Raw genomic sequence first — 20270 nt, 5'->3', positions numbered from 1 at the left:
TGACTCCCGTTATGGTTGCTCCTGGAACACGCACACGCCGTGCGCAGCTCCATGCCAGACGGTTAACAGAATGGGGTTGTCATCCCCGGCGAAGGGCGGAATAGCATGCCAGCGCCCCGGTGGCAGTTGGAGATCGCACACTTCTTCGGTGGCGTTAATTGTTATCAGCCAGTGCTGCGACAGCCTGATTTGCATCCTGCGCTCGCCGTGGCGCCAACCTTTGGCGGTCATTGGCTGGCCATCTGGCCCAAGCCACTCCACGTTGCCGTCATCAATCTGCCACCAGCGATCGGCCTGAAGCGCGGGAATGCGTTTGCGCAGGTGGATCAGGGCAGCAGTGAAATTGAACAATCCGCTGTTGTTATTTTCCCAGTCGAGCCAGGTCAGCTCATTGTCCTGGCAGTAAGCGTTATTGTTGCCGTGCTGGGTATGTCCGTGCTCGTCACCGGCCAGCAGCATTGGCGTGCCCTGCGAAAGCAGCAGCGTAGTCAGCAGCGCGTGCACGCTGCGCCGACGATGTTCCGCCACCAATAGCGGCGCGTTCAGCCCCTCCACGCCGTGGTTATGGCTGAAGTTACTGTTGTGGCCGTCGCGGTTCTCTTCGCCATTCGCTTCGTTATGTTTGTCGTTGAAGCAAACCACATCGGTCAGGGTAAAGCCGTCGTGCGCGGTAATCAGGTTAATGGTGGACGAAGGCGGCCGCTCCTGCTGCGCGAAAATATCGCTGGAGCCAGCGAAACGTTTGGCGAACTGGCCGTTGCTGACATCGCCATGTAGCCAGTAGCGCCGCATAGTGTCGCGGTACTGGTCGTTCCATTCAGCAAAAGGCGGCGGAAAGTTGCCAACCTGATAGCCGTCCGGGCCGATGTCCCAGGGCTCCGCAATCAGCTTGCATTGAGACAGCACCGGATCTTCCTGTAACACTTCAAAAAACGAAGCGTGCGGGTAATATTCCGGCGTACGGCCCAGCACCGTGGCCAGGTCGAAACGGAAGCCATCGACGTGGCAAACCTCCACCCAGTAGCGCAAACACTCTATGGTCCAGGTAGTGACGTTGGGATGGCTGATATTCAGCGTATTACCGCAGCCCGTCCAGTTTTCGTACTGGCCTTTTTCGTCCAGCCAATAGAAGCTTTTATTGTCCACGCCGCGCTTACAGAGCGTTGGCCCGGATTCGTCCAGTTCGGCAGTATGGTTAAATACCACGTCCAGAATCACTTCGATGCCCGCCGCATGCAGCGCTTTTACCGCCTGTTGGAACTCTTCACGCGGATGTACGCTGTCCACGCCGGAAGCATAGCGGGAATCCAGCGCATAGGTGGCTACCGGGTTGTAGCCCCAATAATTGGTCAGCCCCAGCCGCAGCAAACGGGGCTCATGGGCGAAATAAGCTACCGGCAGCAGTTCCAGCGCGGTAATGCCCAATCGTTTGAAATAGCTAATCATCACCGGATGCCCTAACGCCGCGTAGGTACCCTGTAGCTCTGCAGGAATGCCCGGATGGCGTTTAGTCAGGCCGCGAACGTGCGCCTCGTAGATCACTGTTGATCCCCAGGGCACGCGCGGCGGCTCATCGTCTCCCCAGTCAAAGTCATCCGCCAGCACCACGCTTTTTGGCGCGACGGCGGCGCTGTCCGCCGTGTCCATCTCTTTCTCGCCACACTGGAAACGCGGATCGTCTGTCACCTCGCCGATCACTTCACGCGCGCAGGGATCGATCAGCAGCTTGTGCGGATTAAAGCGATGGCCTGCCTCAGGCAGCCACGGCCCATGTACCCGATAGCCATAAAGCTGGCCCGGCTTAAGCGCAGGCAAATAACCGTGCCAGATATCTTTAGTCCGTGCCGGAAGATCCAGCCGCGTTTCAGCGCCTCGCTCATCGAACAGGCAAAGCTCTACCCGTTCGGCATGCTGCGAAAACAGCGTGAAATTTACGCCTTTGCCATCGTAAGTTGCGCCTGAAGGCGTGGGCTTACCGGGCTGCAAATGACTCATGACGCCTCCCTGACCAGCCAGACCGTGGCGAGCGGTGGCAGGGTCATACTGACTGAGTGTTCACGGTTATGGCTTGGGATCGCCTCGCTGCGGATCGCTCCCAGGTTGCCGATGTTGCTGCCGTGGTAATACGCGGAGTCGGTGTTCAGCACTTCCTGCCAGCTCCCCGCTTCGGTAACGCCAAAACGGTAATGATGGCGCGGCACCGGCGTGAAATTACTGGCGACGATCAGCTCGTTGCCTTCGCGATCGCGGCGAACAAAAACAAAAACGGAATTTTCAAAATCATCGACCACCAGCCACTCAAAGCCCATCTGATCGAAGTCGAGCTGATAAAGCGGCGGATGATCGCGGTAGGTATGGTTAAGATCGCGCACCAGACGCTGAACGCCGTGGTGCCAGTTATCCTCGCCTTCCAGCAAATGCCAGTCCAGGCTGATATCGTGATCCCACTCTTTGCCTTGGGCGAATTCGTTACCCATAAACAGCAGCTTTTTACCGGGAAAGCCAAACATCCAGCCGTAGTAGGCGCGCAGGTTGGCGAACTTCTGCCAGGCATCGCCGGGCATGCGATCCAGAATAGAGCGTTTGCCGTGCACCACCTCATCGTGCGACAGCGGCAGCACGAAGTTTTCGGTGGAGTTATAAAGCATGCCGAAGGTCAGGTTATTGTGGTGATGCTTGCGGTAGACCGGATCTATCTTCATGTAGTTGAGCGTGTCGTGCATCCAGCCCAGATTCCACTTGTACCAAAAACCCAAACCGCCGGTTTCGGAAGGCCGCGAGACGCCCGGAAAATCTGTCGATTCTTCAGCGACAGTCACGGTTCCGGGCGCGGCATTGCCCAGCGTGCGGTTGGTATAACGCAGGAAAGCAATAGCCTCCAGGTTTTCTCTGCCGCCGAAATGATTGGGAATCCACTCGCCCTCTTTACGGCTGTAGTCGCGGTAGATCATTGAGGCGACCGCATCCACGCGCAGGCCATCGATACCGAACCGCTCGATCCAGTAAAGCGCGTTGCCCGTCAAATAGTTGCTGACTTCGCGGCGGCCAAAGTTGTAAATCAGCGTGTTCCAGTCCTGGTGGTAGCCTTCGCGCGGGTCGCCATGTTCGTAGAGTTCGGTGCCGTCAAATTTGGCGAGGCCGAAATCATCGGAGGGAAAGTGGCCTGGAACCCAGTCCAGCAGCACGTTCAGTCCGGCCTGATGCGCAACGGCGATAAAATTGCGGAACTCGTCGCGCGTGCCAAAACGGCGCGTCGGCGCATACATGCCGGTAGGCTGATAGCCCCAACTGCCATCGAAAGGATGTTCGTTGATCGGCAGCAGCTCCAGATGGGTAAAGCCCATCTCTTTAGCGTAAGGCACCAGCTGCTCGGCCAGATCTTTGTAGCTCAACCAGTAGTTGTTGTCCGTGTGGCGGCGCCAGGAGCCAAGATGCACTTCGTAGATCGAAATGGGCGCGTCAAAATCGTTGGCCCGCTGCCGCTTTTCCGACATCTTCGTTTTCGGCGGAAGGCCGCAAATCATCGAGGCGCTGTCCGGCCGCATCTGGGCCTCAAAGGCGTAAGGATCGGATTTCAGACGCAGCTGGCCATGCTTGTCAATAATTTCATATTTATAGAGCTGGCCCTGCACCGCGCCGGGCACAAAGAGTTCCCAGACGCCGCTTTCCTGCCGCAGCCGCATTGGATGACGGCGGCCATCCCAGAAATTAAAGTCGCCAACTACGGAAACGCGACGGGCATTGGGTGCCCAAACGGAAAAGCGGGTGCCTGGCACGCCATCAATCACGTCAGCATGCGCGCCCATGGTTTCGTAAGGCCGCAAATGGGTGCCTTCCGCCAGCAGCCAGCTATCCAGCTCTTTTAACAGCGGCCCAAAGCGATAGGCGTCATCAATCAGGTTTTGCTGTCCGTGCCAGGTCACAGCAAGCTGGTAACGAAACAGATTTTTACGACGCGGGATCACTCCCTCAAAAAAACCGCGCGAGTCGATGCATTCCAGCTGGGCGCATTTCCGGCCGGTATTGGTTTCAATCACCCAGACCTCGGTGGCGTCCGGCAACAGCGCGCGCACCGTCAGCCCCTTTGGGGTCTGATGCATGCCAAGCAGCGAAAAAGGGTCAGCATAATGGCCGGAAATTAACGTATTAATTAGCCGGCGATCCGTAAGCTCTGACATGACTGTCTTCCCGTGATGTATGGCAGCCGACCCACCACAGAATGGAGGAGTGTGCTGCTCTTCATTGAGCCAAAAGCACGCTGGCGGATGCGACCATCCGGTGCGAAAGAACCGCCGCAGCGTGCGACATCTTCAGTTGGATCCTCAAAACGCGATCGGGCGCGGCAGACAGCTCCGTCATCCTGCAATCGGGCGATACAGCTAAGCATAGCCAGGCCACCACCAAAGCCAGCACAGAATGCAGAAAAATATTGCTTTTAGATCAAACTTTCACAGATTAATAACTTCCAAAAAACGCTGGTGCGCAAGGCAAGGGCTTGCATTAAGGCAGGCAGGGCGGATGGTTAAGCGTTTACATTGCGGCAGAGGTTAATTTTTGGATACTTTTGTCGTATTGGCAGTGACGTTACAAAAACAGAGGGGAAATAAAAACGGATGCAAAAAAGCAGTCTTTAAGAAGAAAGGCTGGAAAGATAACGCCCTGTCGTTATCGCCAGGGCGCGGCAAAAATTAGTCTACCAGCAGACGCAGCATACGGCGCAGCGGCTCGGCGGCACCCCACAGCAGCTGATCGCCGACGGTAAAGGCGGAAAGGTATTCCGGCCCCATGTTCAGCTTGCGCAGACGGCCTACCGGCGTTTTCAGCGTGCCGGTCACTGCGGCAGGCGTCAGCTCGCGCATGGTCAGCTCGCGGTCGTTCGGCACGACTGTCGCCCACTCATTATGGGCGGCCAGCAGCTGTTCGATTTCCGCCAGCGGCACATCTTTTTTCAGTTTCAGGGTAAAGGCCTGGCTGTGGCAGCGCAGCGCGCCGACGCGGACGCAAAGGCCATCGACCGGAATAGTACGGTTCGGCTGCAGGATTTTGTTGGTTTCCGCCTGCCCTTTCCACTCTTCGCGGCTCTGGCCGTTCTCCAGCTGCTTGTCAATCCAGGGGATCAGGCTGCCCGCCAAAGGTACGCCAAAGTTATCGGTCGGCAGCACGCCGCTGCGGCTCATCTCGGTGACTTTGCGTTCAATATCCAGAATAGCGGAAGCCGGGTTTTGCAGCTCTTTCGCCACGCCATCGTGCAGCATGCCCATCTGCGCCAGCAGCTCGCGCATATGGCGCGCGCCGCCGCCGGAAGCAGCCTGATAGGTAGCAACAGAAGCCCACTCCACCAGATCATGAGCAAACAGGCCGCCCAGCGACATCAGCATCAGGCTGACGGTGCAGTTACCGCCGGCGAAGGTTTTGATGCCTTTATCCAGGCCCTGGCGGATAACGTGATGGTTGACCGGATCCAGAATAATCAGCGCATCATCCTGCATACGCAGCGTAGAGGCCGCATCGATCCAGTAGCCCTGCCAGCCCGCCGCACGCAGCTTTGGATAGATCTCTGTGGTGTAGTCGCCGCCCTGACAGGTAATGATGATATCCAGCGCCTTCAGTGCTTCCAGATCATACGCATCCTGTAGCAGGCCCGGCGACTGGCTGCCAAACTGCGGCGCGGCCTGACCGTGCTGAGAAGTAGAGAAAAACACCGGGCGAATAACGTCAAAGTCGCGCTCTTCCGCCATCCGCTGCATCAGCACGGAACCGACCATGCCGCGCCACCCAATTAAGCCTACTGATTTCATATTGCACCTGTTTCAGGCTGGTTTACCTGCCAAAGCGTACCCTTAATGGGCTGCGCGAACTGGCGAATGCAAACTGTCTGCGACAATAACGCCTGACCTGTTAGAGTAGATAAATAGTAAAGATGGCTATCACCTTACAAAATGCTGGAAAAGTGGCAAGTGAATTAAATCGATTAGCGTCGTTTTTTTAGCAGAACTGCTTATAACGGAGCGCGCAGCCCGCCGGTCACGAGGGAAAAACCATGTCAGAGCTGATTTCGGTTACGATACTTTTGTTGCTTATTATGGATCCGCTAGGCAATTTGCCGATTTTTATGTCGGTTTTAAAGCATCTGGAGCCGAAACGTCGACGGGCGGTGCTGATCCGCGAAATGCTGATCGCATTGGCAATCATGCTGCTGTTTCTCTTCGCCGGTGAAAAAATTCTCGCCTTCCTGAATCTGCGCACGGAAACGGTCTCGATTTCTGGTGGCGTCATCCTGTTTTTAATCGCTATTAAAATGATTTTCCCCTCGCACGAGAGCAACAGCAGCGGGCTGCCCGCAGGCGAAGAACCTTTTCTGGTGCCGCTGGCGATTCCGCTGGTAGCTGGCCCTTCGCTGCTGGCAACGCTGATGCTGCTGTCGCACCAGTACCCCAACAACATTGGCTATCTGGCGGGCGCGCTGTTAATCGCCTGGGGCGCAACGGTGACGATACTGTTGCTTTCAGGACTGTTTCTGCGGCTACTGGGCGAGAAAGGCGTTAATGCACTGGAGCGTCTGATGGGCTTAATCCTGATTATGCTGGCAACGCAGATGTTTTTGGATGGCATCCGGGCCTGGCTTAGATCCTAACCAATGAAACAAACGATCAACTTTTGTATCACTACTATCACCTTAACAATACATTCCTCCTTTTATATTAAATAATTTTTCTTCTCTCACCGGTCAGAGAGACATAATCCTTTCTTAATAAGGAGAATGCGCCTTATTAAGCCCCCACAATTAGTAGATGTAATCATCCAGTCTTTTAATTTAAAGAATAAACTACTGCGCTAGCGCTCTTACCGAGTCGCCAAAACTGTTATAAATGAAAAATTAAAGTTAATTTTTATTCAAAAATAGCAACCTCGCTAAAGGGTTCCCGCCCTTTCCAGAATCATTGCTCTCTTTTTATGAAACTTTAGAATAATATCCTTATTAGTTAACTACCGGGTTCCGGCTACTTTATTTCCTGAACAAGCTTAATCACCAGAATAAAATGTTAATTTCTACAATTAAACAGACTTAAATCCTGAGAAAACCTTAGCATCTCAAAACAATAAGAATAAAAAATTTATCACTTATTATTAAGGTCTGTTGATTTACTTCACCCCGTAAATTTAGTAAAAATTCGCTCACCCCTCTTAATTAAGAACGGTAAAAATTGTTGCATCGACATCTACCTCGTTAAAAAAAGGTCTTTAATGATAAAAGCAGTCCTGGCTGGATATTACATTGGCAATGATGTTCAACTTGAAATAAACACCGGGAAAATTATTAATGTTAAATCGCATCCGGATAATAAACAAAGCTATATCCTTCGTAACACGATGTTAAGGCTTCTTATTTTTTTACTGGAAACTAAAGAAAAGGGAGGTGAAGTTACAGATGAAGAGATTTTGTTAAACGTTTGGGACAAGTACGGCCTGCAGTCTTCTGTCTCACGCCTGTGGCAGGTTATGCAGTCGTTAAAATACAGGCTTATGTTGTCAGGCGTTCCGGAAGATTTTATTAAGCGAGTAAAAAAGGGCTATCGGGTAAAAACAGAGAACGTCAAACCTTATTACTTTATGACGAATTGACCCTGGGTTATTTATAACTTATTAAGTGTAATCCATTTTTAAGTCACGGATGAACTTTTCCTCATACATAAAATAGTTGTTATTTAAGGTAGAAATATGTCTTATATCAAAGCAATAGCTTTTTTCCTGTTATGCTGTTCTGCCGTTTCTGCTGCCGCGGCACAGGAAGCGCCGTCCCTGCCATGGACAATGAGCGTTGCAGGAGCACAGGAGCCGCTTGCGGCCACAGGCGCCACAAGGATTGTTGTTTTTCGTCTGGCTCGCGCCGGCGCTAACGCTACTCCTTTGAAAATTTATATTAATAATGACTATCACTCGACGCTCCTACCGGAAAAGCGGACATGGATTGCCAACGTTTGTCCCGGTATCAACAGTATTAATATTGTGCCTGAAGGCGAAGAGGCTTCTTCCGGTCATAAGGTTTATCGCAACCTGAAAGCAGGCGATGCCGCCTTTTATCAGATTGATGCGGAAGACAACGGTATTATCCAGGGCCGTTTTGTTAATGAAGATCAGGCGCGAGATCTTGTGTCGAGTCTGCATATCCAGGCTCATACCTTAAGCCGGGTTGCCGCGCATACGCACTGCCCTGCCGAGGTTTTCTTTCTTGATGCCACTACGCTATTTCGTTTTGGCAAAAGCGACTATGCGGGTATCAAAAAAGAGGGCCGTCAGGTCGTTGAGGAACTTTCCCGGCAGTTAAAGGATAAATATCCCTCGTTGTCGAAAATAGTAGTAAATGGTTACAGCGATCCTGTAGGCGACGCCAGCTATAACCTCCACCTTTCTCGCCAGCGAGCGGAAACCGTCGCGCGCCTGTTAACCGATAACGGCATAGATAATTCTTTGATTATTAAAAACGGTTTTGGCGCGGAAAAACTGCTGGTCGCAGATTGCGATCGTCAATACCACAAACGCGCCGACATTATTAGCTGTAACCAACCAAACAGGCGCGTTTCCCTGGAAGTTTATGACTCGCCCAACATTGAGTCAAAAAAATAACCTATTTAGCCTCTTTAAAACACCAGACACATAGATTGAGTGAATAAACATATGCACAACAACATAAAAATAAATGTACGTAGCACCCGCGGCATTCTGAATACTTATGAAATTTCAGCAGAAAAAAAATCGCCCTTTATCCTTGGCCTGCCAGCAAAAGGTAAGCTCAATATTGAGCTTATTGATGAAACTACGGGTTTAGCGCCGCAGGTCGTCAGCCTTAAACGCGTAGGCAAAGATCTGGTATTAATATTTTCCGGCAGTGAGACGGAAGATATTATTATCAAAGGCTTTTATGACAATGATGAAGTTAGCGTGATCGGCCGCGCTGAAAACGGACAATATTACGAATATATCCCGCTCACTGGCGATAGTAAAGATGCGCCAGCAGAACTGGCAGAAGGCGCGGAAAGCGAAGTTGCGCTGGGCGGCGAAGGCCATACCAGCGCCAATCCCACTGAAAATAACGAGAATGACTTTGCCTGGCTGCCTTTGCTGCTGGCTGGCGCCGGCGGCCTGGCTGCAGCAGGCGCCGCCTTCGCTTTAAGCCACAACGGCGATAGCGAAGACGCCGCAGATAAAACGCTGCAGATAACCATTAATGAACCGACGGATACCGATAGCGATGGTCGCCCAGAAATCAGCGGCAGCAGCAACGCGCCAGACGCTACGGTCACCATTACCCTGCCCGATGGCAGCGTCATCACTACGCAAACCGATAGCCAGGGTAACTGGAGTGCGGAAGCGCCAAACAGCCAGCCGAACGGTCAACTGGTGGTTACCGTTACCGATCAGGCAGGCAATGAAGCCTCAGCGGCCATCGATTTTATCGATAACGTGGCGCCTCAGCCACCGAACGTGACCGTGAACGATGACGAGCAGCTTGCCGGTAAGGCAGAGCCAAATGCTACCGTGGTGATTACCGATCCGGTAACAGGTGAGAAAACTACCACAGTTGCCGACGATGAAGGCAACTGGCAGGTAGAGCCGAATCCTGTTAGCGAAGGCGAAACCAACGAAATCACGGTAATCGATCCCGCAGGTAACGCATCTGAAACCATTATCGTTGAACGTCCGGATGTGACGCCACCGGACAATATCACCTCTGGCCTCGATCCGGAAAGCCTCAGCCTGCTGGATGACGTTGATCCCGTTACCGGTGTTATCGCCGACGGCGGCGTGACCAACGATACACAACCAACCTACTCCGGCAAGGCTACCAACGATATCGCCTCCGTGAATATTTACGATAACGGCAAGCTGGTTGCCAGCGTAGCCGTGGAGGCGGACGGCAGCTGGAGCTTTACGCCAGAAACCGATTTAGCCGATGGCTCTGCGCATACCTATACCGCTGCCGCTGTCGATAAGGCAGGCAATATCGGCCCGCAGATCGGCGGCACCGCCGACGATGGCTGGGACTTTACTATTGATGCTACTGCACCGGACAACGAAACTTCCGGTATTGTCCGCGAAAGCCTCGTTCTGACCGACGATGTGGATCCCGTTACCGGCGTTATCGCCGACGGCGGCGTGACCAATGATAAGCGGCCGACCTACTCCGGCAAGGCTACCAGCGATATCGCCACCGTCAACATTTATGACAATGGCGAACTGGTGACCAGCGTTGCCGTGGAGGCGGACGGCAGCTGGAGCTTTACGCCGGATATCGAACTGACCGATGGCTCTGCGCATACCTATACCGCTGCTGCCGTCGATAAGGCAGGTAATATCGGCCCGCAGATCGGCGGTACCGCTGACAACGGCTGGGATTTCACTATTGATGCCACCGCGCCGGAAGGCGACGCGTCTTTCGTGGCGGGCAGCATCACGCTGCTGGACGACGTGGGCGCGGTTCAGGGCCCGATTGCCGACGGCGGCGCCACCGACGACAGCCAGCCGGAATATAAAGGCGTTATCACCGCCGAAGCGCTGAAAAGCGGCGTAAAAGAGGTCGCCGTTTATGACGCGGGCGTGGAAATTGGCCGGGCCGAGGTAGATCAGACCACCGGCGAGTGGAGCTTTACGCCGTCCATCGCGCTGGCAAGCGGCGCACACGGCTTTACCGTGGCGGCCGTGGATTTTGCCGGCAACGTCGGCCCGCAGGTCAGCGGCACCGACGACGAAAGCTGGGACTTCAGCCTGCTGATTGGCGCGCCCGCTGCGCCTGCCATTGAAAGCCTGACGGACGACGTGGCCCTGAGCGACGGCGACTACAGCGGCGCGCTGCAAAAAGGCCAGGCCACCAACGACGCAACCCCGACCCTGAGCGGCACCGCAGGCGCGGGCCTGACCGTCACTGTCTGGGCCACAGACAGCGAAGGCAACCGCCGCGAGGTCGGCTCCACCACCGCGGATAAAGATGGCCGCTGGACGGTGACCACCGAAGCGCTGGGCGAAGACGGCGAATACGGCCTCACCGCCACTGCAGAAAACGCGGCAGGCGTTTCCTCGCCGGAAACCGGCGGCTTCCCGATAGTGCTTGATACCACGGCACCGGAGGCGGCCACCGCCGATCTGCTCGACGACCAGGGCGAGGTTCAGGGCGTCATCGCCGCGGGCGGCACGACCGACGACAGCGCCCCGCTGCTGGAAGGCAAAGGCGAGGCGGGCAGCACCGTGACCGTCTACGTGGACGGCGAAAAAGCGGGCAGCGCCACCGTGGACGAAAACGGCGACTGGTCGCTGCAGCTGACCGAACAGGCCGACGGCGAGCACAGCCTGCAGACGGTTATCACCGATGCGGCGGGTAACGAAACGGCATCGGACAAGGTGAGCTTTACCGTGGATACCAGCGCGGTTGAGGTCAGCATCGGCAAGGCTATCGATAACGCGGGCAGCATCCGGGGCGCGGTCGCCAATAACGGCATAACCGACGACGTCACGCCGGAACTTCAGGGCAAGGCGCAGGCGGGCTCCGTGGTCACCATCCGCGACGAAGAAGGCACGGCGCTGGGTACCGCCACCGCGGCGGCCGACGGCAGCTGGTCGTTTGTGCTGCCGGAGCAGAGCGAGGGCAAGCACAGCTGGACGGCAGAAGTCACCAACAGCGCGGGCAACAAGGCGCAGGCGGGCTTTACGCTGACCATCGACAGCACCGCGCCAGAAGCGCCAATCATTACCGCTATTACCGATGATGTCGGCCTCTATCAATCGCCGGAATACGGCGTGGAAAAAGGCGGTGTAACCGACGATCCGACGCCAACTTTCAGCGGAACCGCCGAAGCGGGCAGCACCGTGACCCTTTACGATGGCGACAGAGTGCTCGGCGCTGTGATAACCGATGAAAAAGGCAACTGGAGCTACACGCCTACCACTAACCTGGTGGAGGGCGCACACAGCATCAGCGTGACGGCTACCGACGAAGCGGGTAATGAAAGCGCGCGTAGCGAAAGCTGGGACTTTACGCTGGATATCAGCACGGAAACGCCGACCGTGGCGATCAATGACGATACCACGCTGGCGGGTACTGCCGAGCCGGAAGCCACAATAACCGTAACGCTAGCGGACGGCACCACCAGAGAAACTACAGCCGATAAAGATGGCAACTGGAGCATGGAAAATCCGCTGTCCCCGGACGATAAAGAGGTAACGGTTACCGCCACTGATAGCGCAGGCAACGAGGCCAGCACCCTGACCGATGGGCCGAATGTACAACCTCCGGACAACGAGACCTCGGGCATAATCGTCAGTAGTATTACGCTGACCGACGACATAGACCCGATCACCGGTACTATCGCCGACGGCGGCGTGACCAACGACATGCGGCCGACCTATTGCGGCAAGGCAACCAGCGATATCGCCTCCGTAAATATTTACGATAATGGCGAGCTGGTCGCCAGCGTTGCCGTGGAGGCGGACGGCAGCTGGAGCTTTACGCCGGAAGCCGATCTGGCAGACGGCTCGGCGCATCAATACAGCGCTTCTGCCGTAAATCGTTATGGTCAGGAAGGCCCGCAGACAAGCGGCACCAACGATGACGGCTGGGACTTCACCATTGACGTTACCGCGCCGGACGGCGACGCGTCTTTCGTGGCGGGCAGCATCACGCTGCTGGACGACGTGGGCGCGGTTCAGGGCCCGATTGCCGACGGCGGCGCCACCGACGACAGCCAGCCGGAATATAAAGGCGTTATCACCGCCGAAGCGCTGAAAAGCGGCGTAAAAGAGGTCGCCGTTTATGACGCGGGCGTGGAAATTGGCCGGGCCGAGGTAGATCAGACCACCGGCGAGTGGAGCTTTACGCCGTCCATCGCGCTGGCAAGCGGCGCACACGGCTTTACCGTGGCGGCCGTGGATTTTGCCGGCAACGTCGGCCCGCAGGTCAGCGGCACCGACGACGAAAGCTGGGACTTCAGCCTGCTGATTGGCGCGCCCGCTGCGCCTGCCATTGAAAGCCTGACGGACGACGTGGCCCTGAGCGACGGCGACTACAGCGGCGCGCTGCAAAAAGGCCAGGCCACCAACGACGCAACCCCGACCCTGAGCGGCACCGCAGGCGCGGGCCTGACCGTCACTGTCTGGGCCACAGACAGCGAAGGCAACCGCCGCGAGGTCGGCTCCACCACCGCGGATAAAGATGGCCGCTGGACGGTGACCACCGAAGCGCTGGGCGAAGACGGCGAATACGGCCTCACCGCCACTGCAGAAAACGCGGCAGGCGTTTCCTCGCCGGAAACCGGCGGCTTCCCGATAGTGCTTGATACCACGGCACCGGAGGCGGCCACCGCCGATCTGCTCGACGACCAGGGCGAGGTTCAGGGCGTCATCGCCGCGGGCGGCACGACCGACGACAGCGCCCCGCTGCTGGAAGGCAAAGGCGAGGCGGGCAGCACCGTGACCGTCTACGTGGACGGCGAAAAAGCGGGCAGCGCCACCGTGGACGAAAACGGCGACTGGTCGCTGCAGCTGACCGAACAGGCCGACGGCGAGCACAGCCTGCAGACGGTTATCACCGATGCGGCGGGTAACGAAACGGCATCGGACAAGGTGAGCTTTACCGTGGATACCAGCGCGGTTGAGGTCAGCATCGGCAAGGCTATCGATAACGCGGGCAGCATCCGGGGCGCGGTCGCCAATAACGGCATAACCGACGACGTCACGCCGGAACTTCAGGGCAAGGCGCAGGCGGGCTCCGTGGTCACCATCCGCGACGAAGAAGGCACGGCGCTGGGTACCGCCACCGCGGCGGCCGACGGCAGCTGGTCGTTTGTGCTGCCGGAGCAGAGCGAGGGCAAGCACAGCTGGACGGCAGAAGTCACCAACAGCGCGGGCAACAAGGCGCAGGCGGGCTTTACGCTGACTATCGACAGCACCGCGCCAGAAGCGCCGCTCGTTAACTCTCTGAGCGACGATGTTGGATCAATCCAGTTTACTTCCGTCGCCAGAGGCAATGTTACTGACGATCCGACGCCAACTTTTAGCGGAACTGCAGAAGCAGGCAGCACCCTGACCCTTTACGACAACGGCAAAAAGCTGGGCAGCGTGGTAGCTGATGAAAAAGGTAACTGGAGCTACACGCCGACCACTAATCTGGTGGAAGGCGCACACAGCATCAGCGTGACGGCTACCGATGAAGCGGGTAACCAGAGTGAACAGAGCAGTTACTGGAACTTCGTACTGGATATCACAGCGCCTGGCGTCGGCATTACCCAAAACAGCAACGAGTCGCTGGGCGGCCTGACGGAACCTGGCGCAACCGTGACCGTTGTTGATGTCAATGGCGTTGCCCATAGCACAGTGGCGAACGATAGCGGTCGCTGGCTGATGGTGCCGAATCCACTGAGCACCGGCGAAGTGGGCAGCATCTATGCGACAGATCCTTCCGGCAACCAGAGCGAGGCGCAGGCGTTCCAGGGCGCGGCGCTGGGCAGCTACGGCAAACTGTTGACCGATACGATCCAGGTAAACACCACGGTTGCCGGTAACCAGGAGAACCCGAGCGTCGCCCGCCTCAGCGACGGCCGCATCGTGGTGATCTGGCAGGGTGACGGCACCAGCGGCTACGAAGTTTACATGCAGATGTACGAAGCCGACGGCGTGACCAAAGTGGGTTTCGAGCAGCAGGTTAACCAGCGCACCAATGACAACCAGGATTCGCCGCAGGTTGCGGCGCTGGCGGACGGCGGCTTTATCGTGGTCTGGGAGTCCAACAAGGGCGGCCTGGATACCAGCGACGACGGCGTGGTGGCGCGCCGCTACGGCGCCGACGGCCAGGCCGTCAGCGACGAGTTCCTGGTCAACCAGAACATAAAAAACGACCAGAACTGCCCGGGCGTGGCCGCGCTGCCCGACGGCGGCTACGTCATCACCTGGGTCGACGTCAACACCAACACCGTGATGCAGCGCATCTATAACGCCGACAACACGCCGGCCACGGACGAGGTGATTGTGGCTTCCGGCACCGCCCTTAACGCCACCGGCGGCCCGGAAATGGCCGTGTTCAGCGACGGGGCGCACGGCGGCATGTACGTGACCGTCTGGAGCTGTACCGGCGGCACCGGCGACAGCAGCGGCACCGGCGTTATGGGCCAGATTTACGGCGCCGACGGCAGGCCGCTCGGCGGCGCCTTCCAGGTCAACACCACCACCGACAGTTCCCAGAACTATCCGGACGTGGTCACCCTGGCGGACGGCAGCTTTGTCGTGGTCTGGGACAGCAGCGACTCCGGCGCGAACGGCTCCGATATCCGCGCCGTGCACTACGCCGTTGACGCCGCCACCGGCCAGGTGAAGGTTATCGGCACCGGCGACTTTATCGTCAACAGCTACACCAGCGGCAAGCAGTACAAGCCGGTCGTGGTGGCGCTGGAAGACGGCGGCTACCTGGTGGTCTGGGGCTCGGAGGGCGGCGACGGCAGCGGCTCGGCCATCTACGCCCAGCGCTTTGACGCCGCGGATAACCGCCTCGGCCGCGAGTTCCTGGTCAACGTCACCACCGACGGCAACCAGGGCTCCGGCGGCGACTCCTTCGACGTCAGCCACGTGCTGGACGCCACCCTGATGGCCGACGGCAACGTCTATATCAGCTGGCAGTCCGACAAGGTGGACGGCGCCAAAAACGGCGTGGAGTCGGTGATTGTGGACATCAACGCCGGCTATTACTCCGAGTTCGCCGTCAACACCGACGCCACCGGCGACCAGACGGTCTCCGCCGTGGCCGCGCTGCCGGACGGCGGCTCCATCGTGGTCTGGCAGTCCGCCTCCGGCGACGGCGCCGGCACCTGCATCAAAGGCCAGCTGCTGGACGCCCAGGGCATGCCGCTGGGCGGCGAGTTCGTGATTAACAGCACTACCGCCGGCGACCAGAAAGACCCGCAGGTGGCGGTGCTGGCCAACGGCGACATCCAGGTGGTCTGGAGCAGCCCGGCCTCCGGCAGCGCCAGCTACGTCAAGGGACAGACCTATACCTACAGCTACAACACCGACGGCGAAGTCACCGGCGTGACGGCGAAGGGCGCGGAGTTCAACATCAGCTCCGGCGGCACCGCCACCCGCCAGGGCGAGCCGGAAATCGTCGCGCTCGACGGCGGCGGCTACATGGTGGTCTGGCAGGCGGTGGTCAACAGCAAATGGGTGGTGTTCGGCCGCCAGTACGACGCCGACGGCTCCCCGGTCAGCGCCGAAACCCAGCTGTGCGAAACCGGCATGGGCACCGGCCTGTTCGACACCTGGTATCCGCTGCCCGCCGTGACCCAGCTGAGCAACGGCACCCTGGTGATCAGCTACACCGTGACGCAAAGCTCGGTGGGCTACGAGGTCTGCTACCGCACTTACGATCCGGCCACGCAGGCGCTGGGCGAGGAGGTGAAGGTGAACCAGACCCAGGCGGGCAACCAGGCCTCGGCCAGCATCACCGCGCTGGACAACGGCAACTTTATCGTGACCTGGGACTCCACCGACAACGGCGGCCCGGACCAGAGCGGCCTGAGCGTCTGGGGCCGCCTGTACGACGCGGACGGCAACGCGCTCGGCGGCGAGTTTATGGTCAACACCGCCACCGCCAACGACCAGCAGATGGTGCGCGTGGTCAGCCGCGCGGACGGCAGCTTCGCGGCTGTTTATACCTCGCAGACCGATCCGGCGCCGGGCGCGAATACCTTTGGTATTTACGTGCAGTTCTTCGACAAGAACGGCAACAAGGTTGGCCAGGAGATGCAGGTCAACCAGCTGACGTATGGCGTGCAGGACGAGGTGGACGCCGCCTTTATCGAAGGCGGCCAGCTGCTGATCACCTGGACCGATCACGGCGTGGGCGACGGCAGCGGCACGGCGATCAAGGCGCGCCTGGTGGATCTGGAGAGCGCGCTGGGTCTGGTACATGAAACAGCCGCTGGCGAAGAGCCAACGCTGATTGATTACCAGCCGGCGGCTACCGTGAACTCCGACTATCTGGCGCCAAACGTAGGCATATCGGTTAACAACCAAAATACGCTAAGCGGCCAGACCGAAGCGGGCGCCACGGTCACCGTTACCGATGCCAACGGGAAGATTTATACGGCCATCGCTGATGAAAACGGACGCTGGACAATCGAGCCAAATCCGTTGGGCTTTGGAAAACCAGGCACTATTTTTGCCACTGACAAAGCGAATAACGCTGGCGATCCTGTGGCGATCGAAGGCGCGGCGTTAAGCGGTTACGATCTTCTACGCGATACCGTGCAGGTGAATACTACGGTTGCCGGCAACCAGGAGAACCCGAGCGTCGCCCGCCTCAGCGACGGCCGCATCGTGGTGATCTGGCAGGGCGACGGCACCAGCGGCTACGAAGTTTACATGCAGATGTACGAAGCCGACGGCGTGACCAAAGTGGGTTCGGAGCAGCAGGTTAACCAGCGCACCAATGACAACCAGGATTCGCCGCAGGTTGCGGCGCTGGCGGACGGCGGCTTTATCGTGGTCTGGGAGTCCAACAAGGGCGGCCTGGATACCAGCGACGACGGCGTGGTGGCGCGCCGCTACGGCGCCGACGGCCAGGCCGTCAGCGACGAGTTCCTGGTCAACCAGAACATAAAAAACGACCAGAACTGCCCGGGCGTGGCCGCGCTGCCCGACGGCGGCTACGTCATCACCTGGGTCGACGTCAACACCAACACCGTGATGCAGCGCATCTATAACGCCGACAACACGCCGGCCACGGACGAGGTGATTGTGGCTTCCGGCACCGCCCTTAACGCCACCGGCGGCCCGGAAATGGCCGTGTTCAGCGACGGGGCGCACGGCGGCATGTACGTGACCGTCTGGAGCTGTACCGGCGGCACCGGCGACAGCAGCGGCACCGGCGTTATGGGCCAGATTTACGGCGCCGACGGCAGGCCGCTCGGCGGCGCCTTCCAGGTCAACACCACCACCGACAGTTCCCAGAACTATCCGGACGTGGTCACCCTGGCGGACGGCAGCTTTGTCGTGGTCTGGGACAGCAGCGACTCCGGCGCGAACGGCTCCGATATCCGCGCCGTGCACTACGCCGTTGACGCCGCCACCGGCCAGGTGAAGGTTATCGGCACCGGCGACTTTATCGTCAACAGCTACACCAGCGGCAAGCAGTACAAGCCGGTCGTGGTGGCGCTGGAAGACGGCGGCTACCTGGTGGTCTGGGGCTCGGAGGGCGGCGACGGCAGCGGCTCGGCCATCTACGCCCAGCGCTTTGACGCCGCGGATAACCGCCTCGGCCGCGAGTTCCTGGTCAACGTCACCACCGACGGCAACCAGGGCTCCGGCGGCGACTCCTTCGACGTCAGCCACGTGCTGGACGCCACCCTGATGGCCGACGGCAACGTCTATATCAGCTGGCAGTCCGACAAGGTGGACGGCGCCAAAAACGGCGTGGAGTCGGTGATTGTGGACATCAACGCCGGCTATTACTCCGAGTTCGCCGTCAACACCGACGCCACCGGCGACCAGACGGTCTCCGCCGTGGCCGCGCTGCCGGACGGCGGCTCCATCGTGGTCTGGCAGTCCGCCTCCGGCGACGGCGCCGGCACCTGCATCAAAGGCCAGCTGCTGGACGCCCAGGGCATGCCGCTGGGCGGCGAGTTCGTGATTAACAGCACTACCGCCGGCGACCAGAAAGACCCGCAGGTGGCGGTGCTGGCCAACGGCGACATCCAGGTGGTCTGGAGCAGCCCGGCCTCCGGCAGCGCCAGCTACGTCAAGGGACAGACCTATACCTACAGCTACAACACCGACGGCGAAGTCACCGGCGTGACGGCGAAGGGCGCGGAGTTCAACATCAGCTCCGGCGGCACCGCCACCCGCCAGGGCGAGCCGGAAATCGTCGCGCTCGACGGCGGCGGCTACATGGTGGTCTGGCAGGCGGTGGTCAACAGCAAATGGGTGGTGTTCGGCCGCCAGTACGACGCCGACGGCTCCCCGGTCAGCGCCGAAACCCAGCTGTGCGAAACCGGCATGGGCACCGGCCTGTTCGACACCTGGTATCCGCTGCCCGCCGTGACCCAGCTGAGCAACGGCACCCTGGTGATCAGCTACACCGTGACGCAAAGCTCGGTGGGCTACGAGGTCTGCTACCGCACTTACGATCCGGCCACGCAGGCGCTGGGCGAGGAGGTGAAGGTGAACCAGACCCAGGCGGGCAACCAGGCCTCGGCCAGCATCACCGCGCTGGACAACGGCAACTTTATCGTGACCTGGGACTCCACCGACAACGGCGGCCCGGACCAGAGCGGCCTGAGCGTCTGGGGCCGCCTGTACGACGCGGACGGCAACGCGCTCGGCGGCGAGTTTATGGTCAACACCGCCACCGCCAACGACCAGCAGATGGTGCGCGTGGTCAGCCGCGCGGACGGCAGCTTCGCGGCTGTTTATACCTCGCAGACCGATCCGGCGCCGGGCGCGAATACCTTTGGTATTTACGTGCAGTTCTTCGACAAGAACGGCAACAAGGTTGGCCAGGAGATGCAGGTCAACCAGCTGACGTACGGCGTGCAGGACGAGGTGGACGCCGCCTTTATCGAAGGCGGCCAGCTGCTGATCACCTGGACCGACCACGGCGTGGGCGACGGCAGCGGCACGGCGATCAAGGCGCGCCTGGTGGATCTGGAAACCACGCTGGGTCTGAGTTCGGACGACGAAAGCGTGACGCTGATTGACTACGTACCGGCGCAAACCCAGATGTACGGTACCAGCGAGCACGATGTTCTGGACGCGCGTAATGCCGCAACGGTCGATGCAGGCGAAGGCGACGATACCATCGTGATCAGCAGCACCAACTTTACCAGCATCAACGGCGGGGCGGGTCAGGATACGCTGGTGTGGGATTCCAACAACGATCTGGATTTAGGATCGGTTTCCAACAAGCTGTCCGGTATTGAAACCATTCATATGGGAAACAATGCGGCGCAGGTACTGACCATCCGTCCTGAAGATGTATTGGATATCACCGCAGGCGAGCAGCAGGATGAATTTGTACTGCGCATCACCGGCGATGATGGCAAAGCTTCAGCGGAAGGTGCGAAGGATACGGTCAATCTGGATCTGTCGCTCTGGACGGAAAGCGCCGAGGCGAAAACCGAAGATGGCGTGACCTGGAACGTTTATGTCAGCAATGACGATTCAACCGTGAAGTTGATGATTCAACAAGGAATGAACGTTATCTGATGTCCATAAGGCCGACGGTGGATGCCGCCGGC

At 58.5% G+C, this 20270-nt stretch carries 7 protein-coding genes; 4 read left to right on the top strand and 3 right to left on the bottom strand.

The annotated features are described in order from the left end of the window. Positions 1–9: 9 nt before the first annotated feature. The 3 genes from glgX to asd form a co-directional block, all read right to left on the bottom strand. Positions 10–1995 (bottom strand): glycogen debranching protein GlgX, encoded by a 1986-nt coding sequence (gene glgX / locus ACETPC_RS16715; RefSeq protein WP_380183238.1) that lies wholly within the window; start codon positions 1993–1995, stop codon positions 10–12. Continuing rightward, the gene (gene glgB, locus ACETPC_RS16710) at positions 1992–4178 is read right to left on the bottom strand and encodes a 1,4-alpha-glucan branching enzyme (RefSeq protein ID WP_380183236.1); all 2187 of its coding nucleotides are present in this window, start codon (positions 4176–4178) and stop codon (positions 1992–1994) included. The genes glgX and glgB overlap by 4 nt, the downstream gene beginning before the upstream one ends. 510 nt (positions 4179–4688) lie before the next feature. Further along, positions 4689–5798: an aspartate-semialdehyde dehydrogenase gene (gene asd / locus ACETPC_RS16705; RefSeq protein WP_380183234.1), complete on the bottom strand. Its 1110-nt coding sequence runs from the start codon at positions 5796–5798 to the stop codon at positions 4689–4691. A 242-nt stretch (positions 5799–6040) separates the two neighbouring features. Here asd and ACETPC_RS16700 point away from each other — a divergent pair, with 242 nt between their 5' ends. The 4 genes from ACETPC_RS16700 to ACETPC_RS16685 all read left to right on the top strand — a co-directional run bounded on the left by ACETPC_RS16700 (position 6041) and on the right by ACETPC_RS16685 (position 20238). After that, positions 6041–6634, top strand: coding sequence for a YhgN family NAAT transporter (locus ACETPC_RS16700; protein ID WP_380183232.1), 594 nt, complete (start codon positions 6041–6043; stop codon positions 6632–6634). A gap of 611 nt (positions 6635–7245) precedes the next feature. Then, complete coding sequence (locus ACETPC_RS16695) at positions 7246–7623, top strand: transcriptional regulator (protein WP_380183230.1); 378 nt, start codon at positions 7246–7248, stop codon at positions 7621–7623. A 96-nt stretch (positions 7624–7719) separates the two neighbouring features. Further along, positions 7720–8625 (top strand): OmpA family protein, encoded by a 906-nt coding sequence (locus ACETPC_RS16690; protein ID WP_380183229.1) that lies wholly within the window; start codon positions 7720–7722, stop codon positions 8623–8625. 51 nt (positions 8626–8676) lie between these two features. Next, entirely contained in the window at positions 8677–20238 is an 11562-nt protein-coding gene (locus tag ACETPC_RS16685) for an Ig-like domain-containing protein (protein WP_380183227.1), read from the top strand. The last annotated feature ends 32 nt before the right edge of the window (positions 20239–20270 follow it).

This window comes from Pantoea sp. sgz302252, assembly GCF_042610525.1.
In the GTDB taxonomy this organism is placed as follows: Bacteria; Pseudomonadota; Gammaproteobacteria; order Enterobacterales; family Enterobacteriaceae; genus Erwinia.
This window is presented reverse-complemented; position numbering and strand designations above follow the sequence as displayed.

Bases quoted from the DNA above. Each gene is read 5' to 3' on its own strand.
- glgX (WP_380183238.1), bottom strand. From the start codon at position 1,995: ATGAGTCATTTGCAGCCCGGTAAGCCCACGCCTTCAGGCGCAACTTAC.
- glgB (WP_380183236.1), bottom strand. From the start codon at position 4,178: ATGTCAGAGCTTACGGATCGCCGGCTAATTAATACGTTAATTTCCGGC.
- asd (WP_380183234.1), bottom strand. From the start codon at position 5,798: ATGAAATCAGTAGGCTTAATTGGGTGGCGCGGCATGGTCGGTTCCGTG.
- ACETPC_RS16700 (WP_380183232.1), top strand. From the start codon at position 6,041: ATGTCAGAGCTGATTTCGGTTACGATACTTTTGTTGCTTATTATGGAT.
- ACETPC_RS16695 (WP_380183230.1), top strand. From the start codon at position 7,246: ATGATAAAAGCAGTCCTGGCTGGATATTACATTGGCAATGATGTTCAA.
- ACETPC_RS16690 (WP_380183229.1), top strand. From the start codon at position 7,720: ATGTCTTATATCAAAGCAATAGCTTTTTTCCTGTTATGCTGTTCTGCC.
- ACETPC_RS16685 (WP_380183227.1), top strand. From the start codon at position 8,677: ATGCACAACAACATAAAAATAAATGTACGTAGCACCCGCGGCATTCTG.